We start from the raw sequence: 12,846 nt of genomic DNA on the forward strand, positions 1-12,846 counted from the left end.
AAAATGTTTGATTTTTCACTGGCTTCATTAGTGGCCAAAGCGCCAGCTATTTTACTGGGCCTGGCTCTTCATGAGTATGCCCATGCCAAAGCGGCGACAATGCTAGGTGATCCCACACCACGCTATGAAGGCAGATTAACTATGAATCCTTTACCACACCTTGATGTAATAGGTACATTAATGCTCATCATAGCGCCAATTGGATGGGCCAAACCAGTTAATGTAAACCCTTATAATTTTCGTGGCGATCCTAAGCGTGGTATGATGTATGTTTCTCTAGCCGGACCGGCCATGAATATCTTTCTGGCTCTGATCTCTATGGTTCTATTTGTGGGTTTTTATAACCATCCTGAAATGAACAGGGTCTTACAGTGGATGATTATTGTCAACATCTCCTTGGCTGTTTTCAATATGCTGCCCATTCCACCTCTCGATGGTTCTAAAGTATTAGCTGGCTTATTGCCTTACAAACACCTTACCTGGATGGGCAAAGTAGAGCAATATGGACCTCTAATTCTCATTATTGCTGTCGTGACAGGTATTGCACAAATGATTATTCGACCACTTTGGATTATTGTCCATGATGGTTTTGTATCTCCTGTAGGTAGGTTTATTGGTTCATTTATTTTTTTCTGACTTCGTTGTAAGGAGGCTCCTCAAGGGTGAAAAAAGGTACGATTTTTAGTGGCATGCGGCCGACAGGCCGCTTGCACATTGGTCATCTTAGTGTTTTAGAAAACTGGGTGCGTTTGCAAGATGATTACAACTGTGTTTATGGTATTGTAGACTGGCATGCCTTGACTACTTCTTTTGAAGATGTACAAGCTTTGCAAAATAACATTCGCGAGATTGCTCTGGACTGGTTGTCAGCAGGACTAGATCCCGAAAAAAGTATTATCATGGTACAGTCGCAAGTAAAAGCTCATGCAGAACTGCATTTGCTCTTTTCCATGATGACGCCACTTAGCTGGTTGGAGCGCTGTCCCACTTATAAAGATCAGATTCAGCAGTTTGGTCAGCAGGGCAAAGAAATTAATATGTATGGTTTCTTAGGCTATCCTCTTTTGCAAGCGGCAGACATACTGCTTTATCGAGCTGATCATGTGCCTGTAGGACAAGATCAGCTTCCTCATATCGAAATTTGCCGTGAAGTTGCAAGGCGCTTTAATCACCTCTACCAGACAGAGCTATTCCCAGAGCCAAAAGCTTTGCTTTCCCAAGTAGCCCTATTGCCTGGTATAGACAAAAGAAAAATGAGTAAGTCTTACGGCAATGATATTGCTTTATCAGCTTCAGCAAAAGAAGTACAAGAAAAAGTACGTCTTATGGTCACTGATCCACAGCGGATTAAGAAAACTGATCCAGGCGATCCTTCCGTCTGTGTGGTCCATAGTTACCATCAGATTTACAACGTTGATGAAGTGGAAGAACACGCAGAAGGATGCCGTAGTGCTGGCATCGGCTGTGTGGCCTGTAAAAAAAGATTGGCCCAAAAACTTGAAGAAGTGCTAGGACCAATTCGTGAAAAACGTCATGAATTGATGGCACGGCCAGGTCTTGTTGATGAGATTCTTGCTGAAGGTTCCAAAAAAGCAGAGGCTCTTGCCGAAGAGACAATGGCACAAGTGAGATCATCTATGGGTGTCAAAGGGCCTTTAGAAGGATAAGCTGATGACATACAGAGTGAGCCTTCCTGTCTTTGAAGGCCCCTTCGATTTGCTCTTTCATTTGATTGAGAAAAAGGAAGTCGATATTTACGATATTCCGATCAGTCAAATCACAGCAGACTATCTAGCCTACTTACGGCAAATGGAAGAGTTGGACCTAGATGTGGCCAGCTCTTTTCTTGTCATGGCGGCCACGCTTTTGTCGATTAAAGCACGCATGCTTTTGCCTAAACCGATGCTTTTACAAGAAGGGGAAGGCGAGATTGATGAAGATCCAAGGCAAGAATTAGTCGATCGTTTGCTTGAATATCGAAAGTTCAAAGCTGTAGCCGAATATCTGAAAGAAAGAGAAGAAAGTTCGGGACAGCTCTTTCCAAGAGCACTTGACCCGGCTACTATAGCTCCTTTCTTAGAAGAGGAAGACTCTTTACAAGGTATTATGATCGGTGACTTGCTGGAAGCTTTGCGACGAGTTATTTCTCCTGCTTCTCCAAGTGAAAAGGTGGCAAAAATCTCAAAAGAAGAAATTTCGATTCAAGAGCGTATGGAAGAATTTCTAGAGATAGTTGAGAAGCAAAGGCCAGATAAGCCCTTATTATTTAGCACATTTATTAGAGAAAGCCGTTCTATCAGTGAAGCTATAGTAACCTTTCTCGCCCTCTTAGAATTACTGCGCATGAGAAAAATCAAAGTGATTCAACAAGAAGCATTAGGTGAAATCTACGTCCTTAATGGACAAGCTCTGTAGGATAAAGGAGGGAAAAGATTGCCCCCTCTTTTGCTAGAAGATAAATCATCGGTACTAGAAGCCCTTTTGTTTGCTTCTTCTGAGCCTGTGCCATTAGATTTACTGGCTAAAATTACGGAACTTACAACAGAAGAAGCAGAAAAACAGTTGAGAGTATTAGCTCATAGCTATGATCAAGAGCGTCGAGGTTGGCAGTTAGAAGAAGTAGCTGGTGGCTATCGATTAGCAACAAGACCTGAATATAGTACCTATGTGATGCGTTTAATAAAACCACAAGGCTCACAAGGCTTGTCTAAAGCGGCACTAGAGACTTTAGCTATCGTTGCCTACCATCAACCTGTGACTCGAGCTGAAATTGAGCAAATCCGTGGTGTAAAGGTAGAGCGTTCTTTAGCAACTCTTTTAGGCAAAAAGCTTATTCAAGAAAAAGGAAGAAAAGAAGCTCTAGGTCGTCCTATTCTTTATGGTACGACGGAGCAGTTTCTCCTTCATTTTGGTCTTCGTACTATAGAAGAATTGCCTCTTTTAGAAGAAGTTTTTGTACAATCTGATTTGGCTTTTACTGAAGTTGAACAAGAGGCTGATGGATAGTAAAGATAAAGAAACGAGCCCTAGGAGGTTTGCTGTTGATGGAACCGATTCGTCATTCTTTCGAACTACCAGGAATCACCTTATCTTATCTGGAGTGGCAAGGAGAAGGCAAAGAACCACTCTTACTTTTACATGGCCTTGGAGATCATGCACTAGTATGGTCTGACCTAGCCCCTTTGCTAAAAGAAGACTTTCAGATCATCGCACCAGATATGCGAGGTCATGGAGAGAGCGGCAAGCCTCATAAAGGCTACACATTTGACCATGCTATTGAGGATCTAGAGAAACTGATGGACCATCTAGGCTGGTCAGCAGCCCATATAGTTGGTCATTCTTGGACAGGAAAGTTAGCGCCTATCTGGGCTCGCCAAAATAGCAAGCGCTTCTTAAGTATGGTACTTATTGATCCTATCTTTATTATCAAGATGCCATCTCTAATGAAACTTTCTTTCCCTATTCTCTATCGTGTTCTCGATAGCTTAAAAGGCATGGGGCCTTTTGCAAACTATGAAGAAGCGGAAAGCAAAGCTCGAACTTTGCGACAATACGAAGGCTGGAGCGAGTTACAACAAAAAGTTTTTCATCAAGGTATGGAAGAAAAGGGTAACGGTCGCTGGGGAAGTAAGTTTGTTATACCGGCACGCAACGAAATCTTTGAAGATGTCATGAAAGTAGCTGGCTTAACAGAAGACATCACCGTACCTACTCTTTTTGTTCAACCAGAAAAAGGTGTAAATAGAGCTGATTTTCAGCTCAAACCTTACAACAAATATCTCAAGAATTTGACTATTGCTCGCGTCCCAGGTAATCATTGGCCTCATCTTGTAGAGCCAGAACATTTTAATAAAGCTGTACGAGAATTCTTGCTTGCCCATAAGCAATAAAAGTAGTATTGATGAAGAAAACATAGGACTCGGAAAGGGGAATTTTAACTATGGCAAATTATATAGACGGAAAAGCAATTGCCGCAAACTTAAGGGCAGAAGTAAAGGACGAAGTGGAAAAGATCAAAGCACTAGGCCATACTCCCAAATTAGCGGTACTCTTAGTTGGCGATGATCCTGCCTCCGTTCTTTATGCCCGTTCAAAAGAAAAAAGTGCTGCTAATGTAGGCATTGCTTTTGAACTATACCACATGCCGGGGAATACAGCAGAAGAAGAAGTACTGGCTTTGATTGAAAAACTAAACAAAGATGAAGCTGTTCATGGGATTATGGTGGAATTGCCTGTACCAGCTCATATCTCAAAAGAAAAAGTAATGGAGCAAATTGATCCACTGAAGGATGTAGATGGTGTACATCCCTTGAATCGTGGCTATCTAGTAGCAGGCCGACCCTCCTTAATTCCTGCCACGCCACAAAGCTGTATAATTATGTTAGAGCGCTCAGGCATTGATTTGCGCGGCAAGCGCGTTGTTCTTGTAGGACGTGGAGAAACAGTAGGTAAGCCTTTGTTTTTCTTACTATTACAGAAAAACGCTACCGTTACAGTCTGTCATACTGGTACGAAAGACTTAGCTAAGGAAGTGAAAGGCGGAGAAATTGTTATCGCCGCTGCAGGTCGAGCTGGTCTTATAACTAAAGAGATGGTAGCTCCAGGATCTATAGTCATTGATGCAGGCATTAACGAAGTAGAAGGACGTATTGTCGGTGATGTTTTAACTGAAGAAGTAGCCGAAGTAGCGTCTATGATTAGTCCCGTTCCCGGTGGCGTCGGTTCTTGTACAACCGTATTAATCTTCAAAAACGTCATTGAAGGTCTGAAAATGCAGAAAGGGCTATAGGGGGCTGTAATAAATATGAAAAATCTTTTTGATGAATCATTACGTGAAGTACTTAAACAATCAGCATCACCAGCGCCAACACCAGGTGGAGGCTCTGTCTCTGCTGTGGCTGGTGCTTTTGGAGCGGCTATGGTCGCCATGGTCGGTAACTTGACAGTAGGAAAAGAAAAATATAAAGATGTAGAACCAGAAGCAAAAGAGTTACTCCATAAGGCCAACAAGGTTATTGAAGAACTAGAACAACTAGTACAAGCTGATATTGACGCTTTCAATGCCTACATGGATGTATATAAAATGCCCAAAAATACAGAAGAAGAAAAAGCATTGCGAGCGCAAGCTCTGCAAAAGGCGGCTATAGAAGCAACAGAAGTTCCTCTAGCCATTGCAGAAGTGGCCCTAAAAGGGATAGAAGTAGCTAAAGCTATGGCCAGCATAGGTAATAAAATGGCTATTTCCGATGTTGGTGTAGGCGCTTATCTAGGAGAAGGAGCCTTAAAGGGCGCTCTTCTAAGTGTTGATATTAATTTGCCAGTAATCAAAGATGCTGACTATGTAAAGAAAGCAGAAGCAAGGCGAGATCAGCTTATTGCAAGAGCAGAGAAAGTGCGAGAAGAAGCATTACAAGTGCTTCGGCAAAGGTTTTAATCGGGATAAATTATTATCTTATTAGGTAGATAGGGATAAAAGGGAATTAATTGGGAATAATAACCTTCTGAGATAGAGGGGGCAATCCCAATGCTGATCAAAATCTTAGTGGGAATCCTCCTAGTTGGGACTTTGCTCCTGACTCTGGGGATTTTTTTCTTACAGAGACCACTTACTTTAAGGATTACATACCGCAAAGAAGGCTCTAAGAACCAGGTTCTTATTGAATGGTTGATCTTTGGTCGGGCCATCTCTCTTGTAAAAAGCCCATTCACGTCGAAGTTAGAACCAGGAAAGTACATGAAGCCAAAGATAGATACAAAAGCACCGGAGGATAAAGATCATCACAATGAAATGAAAGCTATGTTTGGTGCATTAAAAGAAGCAATACCCAAAACGCGATATTATATAAATTATTTGCGCCGTCATAGCAGGCGTTTTGACATTCAGAAATTACACTGGAAAAGCGATGTAGGAGGATCTGATGCACTCGACACGGCTATGCTATCAGGAGCTTTATGGGCTATTAAAGCAACTTTACTAGGTCGCTTTTATCAATATATGAATCGTAAAGGTGAGAAACCTGTTATTCACGTTAACCCCTGGTATCAAGGAAAAAGATTTAATATGAAACTAGATTGTATAGTTAGCTTGCAACCGGGTCATATTATTTTTACAGGCCTATGGCATGCTGGGATTAAACCCAAAGCGATATCTAGGGGGGGTGAAGATACCCATGAACCATCCCATCGAAGGCTTGATGCGAACAGCTATGGAAAGTATCAAAGAGATGGTTGACGTTAACACCGTTGTTGGCGATGCTGTACAAGCGCCAGACGGTAGCTTGATAGTCCCGGTCAGCCGCGTTGCTTGTGGTTTTGCTGTTGGTGGTTCTGAGTTTGATGCTGAAGGAAGGAATTCAGAGCAGGAAGATAGAACTTCCTTGCCTTTTGGCGGCGGCAGTGGAGCTGGAGTTTCTGTACAACCTGTAGGATTTCTAGTTGTAAGCAACGGCACTGTTCGACTATTACCAGTAGACGGCACAGCCATGGTTGATCGGCTCATTGATTTGGCTCCACAAATGATGGATCGTGTTAAAGAAATGATGGATAAAGATCCTTGTGAATCACCTAATAGTGAAGTCGATGAAGAAAATCGTGATAGTACTATCGTGAATCCAGAGAAGATTTGTTAAAGTAAAAAGGCAATATAGAAAGAACCCTAGGTAAGTTACCTAAGGTTCTTTTTTTATAGCAAATATTAGTTTACTCTTCACCTTTCGGGACACCTTCTATGACCCTTTCTTCACTATTGCTTGAATCACTAGAACTGTTAATAAAATCGGTGGTAATTGGTTGATTTGCTACTGGAGTAGTTATAGCTCTTGGTTGTGAATCTGTTACCGGTTGTGAATCTGTTACCGGTTGAGCATCTGTTACTGGTTGAGCATCTGTTCCTACATAAGTAGGAGGTATTTCTGTGGAATCCTTTTCTATTTCTTCTAGAGCTTGCTCTTCTTGCTCGGGAGGATAAAGTCGCTCTGTCGCGGCTGGTTCTGCCTGAGCCTGACTTTCTACTATAGTGCTTTCCTCTGTACTTACAGGTATAGCTGTCGAAGCGGAAGTGCCAAGAAATTTACCAGAAGCATATCTAAGACCTTCCGGTCGTGCAAAAGCTTGCACTGGTTGATCTTGTAAAGCTAGGCTTAGAACATCACGAAACATAGCGGCAGGATATGAGCCACCATAGATTTGACGTAAATAATGATTACGATCGGTTATATCATAGCCCATCCAAACAGCGCAGGTAAGCTCTGGTGTATATCCTACAAACCAAGCATCTTTGTTGCCACTAACATTACGAAACTCAGCTGTATGAGGAAGCTCTACTGTGCCTGTCTTACCGGCTACAGGTCTACGCATTTGGGCTCTTGTACCTGTCCCTGACTGAACAGCCGTTACTAGCATATCAGTCATTTTGTAAGCTGCTTCTTCACTTAGCACTCTTTTTTCTATAGGCTTAATGACTACTTCTTTGCCTTGATAATCAACAATTCTTGTTACGGCCAGTGGTTCTATATATAGCCCACTGTTGGCCATTGGAGCATAAGCCCCAGCCATTTGGAGGGGAGAAACGCCTTTGGTCATGCCACCGAGAGCAAGAGCTAGATAAGCTTGCTCTCCCTCTAAAGGCAGACCTACGTTTTTAGCAAATTCAATGCCTACTTCAGGACCAATATGGCGAAATAAATAAACAGCAGGAATATTTATAGAGAGAGAAACAGCTTGTCGAATAGAGACAGTGCCTCGAAAACTATTATCATAGTTTCTAGGTCTATAACCTCCGAAATTAATGGGACTATCAGGCAAAATATCATTAGGTGTAAAGCCAGCTTCCATAGCTGGTGCATAAACAAAGATAGGTTTGGCCGCTGATCCTGGCTGTCTTTTTAATTGACTAGCTCGATTAAAACTTCGACCGCCTTCATAGCTTCGACCGCCTCCAAGTCCCTGAATGAGACCATTACGGTGGTCTACTACAGCCATGGCGGCTTGAACAAGCTGATCTTGGGGACTAGGTGGGAAATAAGACTGGTTGTTTAATACTTCCTCAATTTTTTCTTGTGTTTTTCGATCCATGGCTGTGTAGATATGTAAGCCACCTCGAAAAACTTGATTGTCCGTGTAGCCATGGCGTGTAACTAGTTCTTCAATAACGTAGTCAACATAAGCAGGATGAGGATACTGCAATGAAAAAGTATTATATAATTCCTGAGGCAGGGGCTCTAGAGCCGCTGTTTTTGCTTCTGCAGAACTAATTAATTGATTCTGAGTCATCAAAGTCAAGACCATATTCCGACGTTCAAGGGCAACTTCAGCATTTTGAATAGGTGAATAGAAGCTAGGTCGTCGAGGAAGTCCAGCAAGCAATGCAGCTTCAGCAAGGTTTATCTCACTAATGTCTTTATCAAAGTAAGTTTGAGCCGCCGCTTGAACTCCATAAGCTCCGTGACCAAAGTAGATCCAATTCAAATACATTTCTAATATTTCTTCTTTGGTATAGTTTTTTTCAATTTGATAGGCTAGAAAAGCTTCGTGAAATTTTCTCCTGATTGTTTTTTCCGGTGACAAGAAAGCATTCTTTGCTAATTGTTGCGTAATCGTACTTGCTCCTTGTGAAAAGGCACCATCTTGTACATTGGTAAAAAGAGCTCTTACAATGGCTCTTATATCAAGACCTTGATGGTTATGAAAGCGTAAATCTTCAGCGGCTAAGATGGCTTGTTGTAGCGTCTCTGGTATGGTGTCGATAGTTACGGGTATTCGGTTTTGCTCACCATGGAGTGCCGTAATCAGCTCACCCTCTTGGTCATAGATAAAAGAAGTTGCCTGCATCGTCAAGAGAGAATCAGGATCAAAAGAAGTACGATCATGAAGATAGTATGCTAAGACCAGTAAGGGGGGGAGAAGAATAAGTACAAAAAAAAGTACTGCTGTAATTAGCAAAGGACGACGATAAGTTCGCAATTTTTGAGTTAGGGGAGCTTTATTAGGCACTAGTTCTTTCTGGGGATTTTCTTTTTCATTTTCTTTCACATGAAAACAACCTACCTTCCTGGTGGGGCTTTTTACGTAGCCTCCGCCTCTATCTAATAATTCGTAGAAGGCCAAGAAAAACCTCCCACAATTTAACATATTTACATACTTTTTGCTTATGACTTTAATAGAATCATTTGTAGATAACTTTTCTACTTATAAGTTCACTTTCTTCACTCCCCAATCTAGTTCTAGCCTGTCCTTAGGGCTCATAAGCTTGTACCATTCGGGGGTGAAGATTGTGAATTGGATATGGACAATGTTTATCATAGTTGGGATTGGCGTTGCCGCCGCACAGGGAGAAATACATAAAGTTACAGAAGGCGCGATAAAGGGTGCCGAAATGGCCGTAGCTGTCGCTCTAGGCTTAATTGGTGTAATGGCTTTATGGTTAGGAATTATGCGCATTGCACAGGAAGCAGGACTTGTTAATCTTTTGGCCAAGGCTGCAAGACCTCTAATGGCCAAACTTTTCCCTTCCATTCCTTCGAATCATCCAGCTCTAGGTCACATCATCATGAACTTAAGTGCCAATATCTTAGGGTTAGGCAGTGCCGCTACTCCCTTCGGGATGAAAGCTATGCAAGAAATGCAAAAGTTGAATGGGAATCGACCTGTAGCCTCAGAAGCTATGTGTACTTTTTTGGCCTTAAATACATCCTGTCTCACTTTAGTTCCCGCTACTATCATCAGTGTTCGCGTAGCCGCTAACTCAGCAAATCCTACAGAAATCGTAGGACCTACCATCTTGGCCACAGCTGTTGGTATGACTGTTGCTATTACTGCTGACTGGATACTAAGAACTTACTATCGCCGGCGAGGAGGCTTCTAGCATGTTGGCAGCATTTCTAGATCCACTATCGCGCTGGACTGTACCAGTGCTGTTGACAATTATTTTGCTTGTCGGCTTAATGAAGAAAGTAAAAGTTTATGATGCTTTTGTCTCTGGTGCTGAAGAAGGTTTTTCTATTGCTGTCAAGCTTATTCCCTATCTTGTAGCCATGATGGTTGCTATTAGTATTTTTCGAGAAACTGGCGCCATGGCTATTGCCTTAGGTTTTTTAGAACCACTAACAAAATGGCTAGGTATACCTGGTGAAATTCTACCTCTTGCTATTATGAGACCATTATCAGGAAGTGGTGCTCTAGGTGTTGCTACAGAGTTGATTCAAACTCATGGACCAGATTCATTTATTGGTCGCTTAGCTTCTACCATGCAAGGGACAACGGACACAACTTTCTTTGTACTAACTATTTATTTTGGAGCTGTTGGCGTCAGTCGCTATCGCTATGCTCTCTTTACGGGGCTATTAGCAGATATTACAAGCTTCTTAGCCTCTGTTTACTTTTGTCATCTCCTCTTTCTCTAGATGCATCAAAGGCAGGCACATAGAAAGATTACCGAAAGTTCTTTATAGCACAAGTTTTTTATGGTAATATATTAGTGAGATTAAATTGAACCTCTATTCAGAATTGCCTGTCTTTTGAGGTGTCTAGAAAGGAGGGAAGATGATGACAAGAAGGTCCCGTACGTATCAAGTCGGAGATCGTGTTATTACTTACAATGCTCAAGAGGGGACCATTACTGATATTGTTCGCGATGATGATGGTGGTAGCTTTTGCTTAGTCAGACTAGATCATATGGCGGGAGAATATGCTTATGATTTTACTGAAATCACATACCTTCGCCAGCTCATGAACAATAAAACGATAAAAGCTGAACCTGTTCTCAGTGGACACTAAACAAGAGCGCTCATTGTTGGTTTTTTAGAAAAAGAGAATACGGTAAAAAGACCTACTTTGGGCCATAATTGGAAAGTAGGTCTTTTGTTTTGTTTATCAAATCGTTTAAAATAGATAGCATCATAGCAATTTAGAGGAGGAAGGACAGTTATAACAGATACTGTACGTTTACAAAAAGTTCTCGCTTCTGCTGGAATCGCTTCTCGTAGAGAAGCAGAGCAGATGATTCAAGCTGGTCGTGTACAAGTCAATGGTAAGACTGTTACCGAGTTAGGCTTTAAAGTAAGAGAAAAAAAGGATAAAATCGCCGTAGATGGTAAAGTTCTTTCCGGTCAGGAAGATAAAGTATATTATATATTAAATAAGCCTAAAGGCTATGTAACAACCAGAAAAGACCCGCAAGGAAGACCTACCGTTATTGATTTATTTCCCGATGTAAAAGAGCGTATTTTTCCTGTGGGAAGGCTTGACCAAGATACGGAAGGACTATTACTGCTAACGAATGATGGCGATTTGGCTTTTCGACTAACCCATCCTCGTTTTGGTGTAGAGAAAACTTATCACGCTACCTTGAAAGGACAAATTCGAGGAGAAACTATGGCACAACTGGCACGAGGTGTGGAACTAGAAGATGGAATGACAGCGCCTGCAAAAGTACGTCTGGTCACGAAAGATAAAGAATCAACAACTTTAGAACTTAAGATTCATGAAGGAAGAAATCGCCAGGTTCGACGGATGGGAGAAGCAGTAGGCCACCGAGTTTTGGCTTTGTCTAGAAAAGCGTTTGGACCTTTAACGTTAGAGGATCTGGCAGTAGGCACCTTTCGGAAACTGAGTGGCCCTCAGCTAGCCCAGCTTCGTAAAGCTGTTGCAGGTCCTCCGAAAGTAAAGAAAAATGAAGGAGGAGAAGATCATAAAAAGGCCCGACCTAGAAAAAGGTTTGATTCAGGTATACACAGGAAGCGGAAAGGGTAAAACCACAGCCGCTCTAGGACTTGCTTTGCGCGCCTCTGGCCATGGCTTTAAAACTTTCATAGTACAATTTATGAAAGGAAATGGCTATTACGGGGAACTTTTTGCTTTACAAAGGCTTTATCCACAAATCCAAATTGCCCAGTATGGTCGCAATTGCCCACACGACCCTATGATTCGGCAAGGTGAAATGAAGTGTCTAGGTTGTATGACTTGCTTCGTACGCAAAGGAGAAGGGACTAAGCAAGATCTCTTTATGGCTCAAAAAGCTTTAGAAAAGACAAAGGCATTGCTTCATAGTGGCGAATTTGATCTTGTTATACTAGATGAATTATCTAATGCCATTTACTTCGAATTAGTTTCACTAGAAGAGGCCCTTGAGGTAATTGAAGGCAAACCAGATCATGTTGAACTTGTTATTACTGGTAGGAACACGCCAGCAGAAATTATAGAAAAAGCTCACCTTGTTACAGAAGTTAATGAAGTAAAACATCCTTATCAGATAGGAGTTGCAAGTCGAAGAGGTATCGAATATTAGGCTAAGCAATTTAAAGTAGCGTAAAAAAAGGAATTTTATCTACATTTCTCGAATTTTGCTAGACGAATTCTAAGTTTGCTGGAGGATACAATCTTGACAAACATAAGAACAGGGGAAGATTGGCGTCTTCCTTTAAAAGCGAGGGTTCGTCTTGATTTTCGCACACCCTATCGTAAAAGTAAGCTTTTTTTTAGCTCCAATAATCTTGACAAAGAAGCGGCAGAGATTAGGGAACAACAGGTAGGTTTATTGCGCAATGTACCCATTCAAGGGATTGAAATAGAAAATATTGACCTTACAGCAGAAGTATACTGTCTAGTTGACGAAATCACAGGTCGAGAAGTTGCTTTTGCACCAGTAATTCTTACAATTCGTGCCGATACCTTAGAAGATCTCTTGCGCTTTACGATGCGCGATGATTTTCGCAAGATTGAGTTGGTAGAGCCAGAAGAAATATACCTTCAACGTTTTGAGTTAGAGCGATTTATTTATCGTCTTAATGAAGAACAAAAAAGAATTATACAAACCATGGAACGCAAATTATCAGGTCGTTGAAAGGCGGA

16 protein-coding genes are annotated in these 12,846 nt (G+C 41.7%); 15 read left to right on the forward strand and 1 reads right to left on the reverse strand.

Features of this window, described 5'->3' with window-relative positions:
* Positions 1-3 precede the first annotated feature (3 nt).
* The 9 genes from F9B85_RS08115 (at position 4) to ytfJ (ending at position 6,629) form a co-directional block, all read left to right on the forward strand.
* Positions 4-636 (forward strand): site-2 protease family protein, encoded by a 633-nt coding sequence (locus F9B85_RS08115; RefSeq protein ID WP_151619895.1) that lies wholly within the window; start codon positions 4-6, stop codon positions 634-636.
* Between the two features lie 26 nt (positions 637-662).
* Positions 663-1,667 (forward strand): tryptophan--tRNA ligase, encoded by a 1,005-nt coding sequence (gene trpS / locus F9B85_RS08120; protein ID WP_151619896.1) that lies wholly within the window; start codon positions 663-665, stop codon positions 1,665-1,667.
* A gap of 4 nt (positions 1,668-1,671) precedes the next feature.
* Positions 1,672-2,415: a segregation and condensation protein A gene (locus F9B85_RS08125; protein WP_151619897.1), complete on the forward strand. Its 744-nt coding sequence runs from the start codon at positions 1,672-1,674 to the stop codon at positions 2,413-2,415.
* A gap of 18 nt (positions 2,416-2,433) precedes the next feature.
* Entirely contained in the window at positions 2,434-3,006 is a 573-nt protein-coding gene (gene scpB / locus F9B85_RS08130) for an SMC-Scp complex subunit ScpB (RefSeq protein WP_207707080.1), read from the forward strand.
* A 38-nt stretch (positions 3,007-3,044) separates the two neighbouring features.
* A complete protein-coding gene (locus F9B85_RS08135) occupies positions 3,045-3,890 on the forward strand; it encodes an alpha/beta fold hydrolase (protein WP_151620021.1) in 846 nt (281 codons plus the stop codon).
* Between the two features lie 50 nt (positions 3,891-3,940).
* Positions 3,941-4,789 carry a bifunctional 5,10-methylenetetrahydrofolate dehydrogenase/5,10-methenyltetrahydrofolate cyclohydrolase gene (locus tag F9B85_RS08140; protein WP_151619898.1) on the forward strand — a complete coding sequence of 283 codons (849 nt, stop codon included), beginning with the start codon at positions 3,941-3,943 and terminating at the stop codon, positions 4,787-4,789.
* Between the two features lie 15 nt (positions 4,790-4,804).
* Positions 4,805-5,434 (forward strand): cyclodeaminase/cyclohydrolase family protein, encoded by a 630-nt coding sequence (locus F9B85_RS08145; protein WP_151619899.1) that lies wholly within the window; start codon positions 4,805-4,807, stop codon positions 5,432-5,434.
* A 90-nt stretch (positions 5,435-5,524) separates the two neighbouring features.
* A complete protein-coding gene (locus F9B85_RS08150) occupies positions 5,525-6,232 on the forward strand; it encodes a DUF2953 domain-containing protein (protein WP_151619900.1) in 708 nt (235 codons plus the stop codon).
* Positions 6,171-6,629, forward strand: coding sequence for a GerW family sporulation protein (ytfJ, locus tag F9B85_RS08155; protein WP_151619901.1), 459 nt, complete (start codon positions 6,171-6,173; stop codon positions 6,627-6,629). The genes F9B85_RS08150 and ytfJ overlap by 62 nt, the downstream gene beginning before the upstream one ends.
* 70 nt (positions 6,630-6,699) lie before the next feature.
* Here ytfJ and F9B85_RS08160 read toward each other — a convergent pair whose 3' ends face one another.
* Positions 6,700-9,105, reverse strand: a complete 2,406-nt coding sequence (locus F9B85_RS08160; protein WP_170270332.1) for a transglycosylase domain-containing protein — start codon at positions 9,103-9,105, stop codon at positions 6,700-6,702.
* A 163-nt stretch (positions 9,106-9,268) separates the two neighbouring features.
* Between F9B85_RS08160 and F9B85_RS08165 the strand changes: the two genes are divergently transcribed.
* The 6 genes from F9B85_RS08165 to F9B85_RS08190 all read left to right on the forward strand — a co-directional run bounded on the left by F9B85_RS08165 (position 9,269) and on the right by F9B85_RS08190 (position 12,838).
* Entirely contained in the window at positions 9,269-9,862 is a 594-nt protein-coding gene (locus F9B85_RS08165) for a nucleoside recognition domain-containing protein (RefSeq protein WP_170270345.1), read from the forward strand.
* A 1-nt stretch (position 9,863) separates the two neighbouring features.
* Positions 9,864-10,400: a spore maturation protein gene (locus tag F9B85_RS08170; RefSeq protein WP_151619903.1), complete on the forward strand. Its 537-nt coding sequence runs from the start codon at positions 9,864-9,866 to the stop codon at positions 10,398-10,400.
* Between the two features lie 142 nt (positions 10,401-10,542).
* A complete protein-coding gene (locus tag F9B85_RS08175; RefSeq protein ID WP_151619904.1) occupies positions 10,543-10,773 on the forward strand; it encodes a hypothetical protein in 231 nt (76 codons plus the stop codon).
* Positions 10,774-10,923: 150 nt separating this feature from the next.
* Complete coding sequence (locus F9B85_RS08180) at positions 10,924-11,748, forward strand: pseudouridine synthase (RefSeq protein WP_243138124.1); 825 nt, start codon at positions 10,924-10,926, stop codon at positions 11,746-11,748.
* A complete protein-coding gene (locus F9B85_RS08185; RefSeq protein ID WP_151619905.1) occupies positions 11,669-12,283 on the forward strand; it encodes a cob(I)yrinic acid a,c-diamide adenosyltransferase in 615 nt (204 codons plus the stop codon). The genes F9B85_RS08180 and F9B85_RS08185 overlap by 80 nt, the downstream gene beginning before the upstream one ends.
* A 93-nt stretch (positions 12,284-12,376) precedes the next feature.
* The gene (locus F9B85_RS08190) at positions 12,377-12,838 is read left to right on the forward strand and encodes a hypothetical protein (RefSeq protein ID WP_151619906.1); all 462 of its coding nucleotides are present in this window, start codon (positions 12,377-12,379) and stop codon (positions 12,836-12,838) included.
* The last annotated feature ends 8 nt before the right edge of the window (positions 12,839-12,846 follow it).

Origin of the sequence: Heliorestis acidaminivorans, from assembly GCF_008933955.1 — a bacterium.
Taxonomy (GTDB): domain Bacteria; phylum Bacillota; class Desulfitobacteriia; order Heliobacteriales; family Heliobacteriaceae; genus Heliorestis; species Heliorestis acidaminivorans.

Bases quoted from the DNA above. Each gene is read 5' to 3' on its own strand.
- F9B85_RS08175 (WP_151619904.1), top strand. From the start codon at position 10,543: ATGACAAGAAGGTCCCGTACGTATCAAGTCGGAGATCGTGTTATTACT.
- F9B85_RS08150 (WP_151619900.1), top strand. From the start codon at position 5,525: ATGCTGATCAAAATCTTAGTGGGAATCCTCCTAGTTGGGACTTTGCTC.
- F9B85_RS08185 (WP_151619905.1), top strand. From the start codon at position 11,669: ATGAAGGAGGAGAAGATCATAAAAAGGCCCGACCTAGAAAAAGGTTTG.
- F9B85_RS08135 (WP_151620021.1), top strand. From the start codon at position 3,045: ATGGAACCGATTCGTCATTCTTTCGAACTACCAGGAATCACCTTATCT.
- F9B85_RS08170 (WP_151619903.1), top strand. From the start codon at position 9,864: ATGTTGGCAGCATTTCTAGATCCACTATCGCGCTGGACTGTACCAGTG.
- ytfJ (WP_151619901.1), top strand. From the start codon at position 6,171: ATGAACCATCCCATCGAAGGCTTGATGCGAACAGCTATGGAAAGTATC.
- F9B85_RS08145 (WP_151619899.1), top strand. From the start codon at position 4,805: ATGAAAAATCTTTTTGATGAATCATTACGTGAAGTACTTAAACAATCA.
- F9B85_RS08140 (WP_151619898.1), top strand. From the start codon at position 3,941: ATGGCAAATTATATAGACGGAAAAGCAATTGCCGCAAACTTAAGGGCA.
- F9B85_RS08115 (WP_151619895.1), top strand. From the start codon at position 4: ATGTTTGATTTTTCACTGGCTTCATTAGTGGCCAAAGCGCCAGCTATT.
- F9B85_RS08125 (WP_151619897.1), top strand. From the start codon at position 1,672: ATGACATACAGAGTGAGCCTTCCTGTCTTTGAAGGCCCCTTCGATTTG.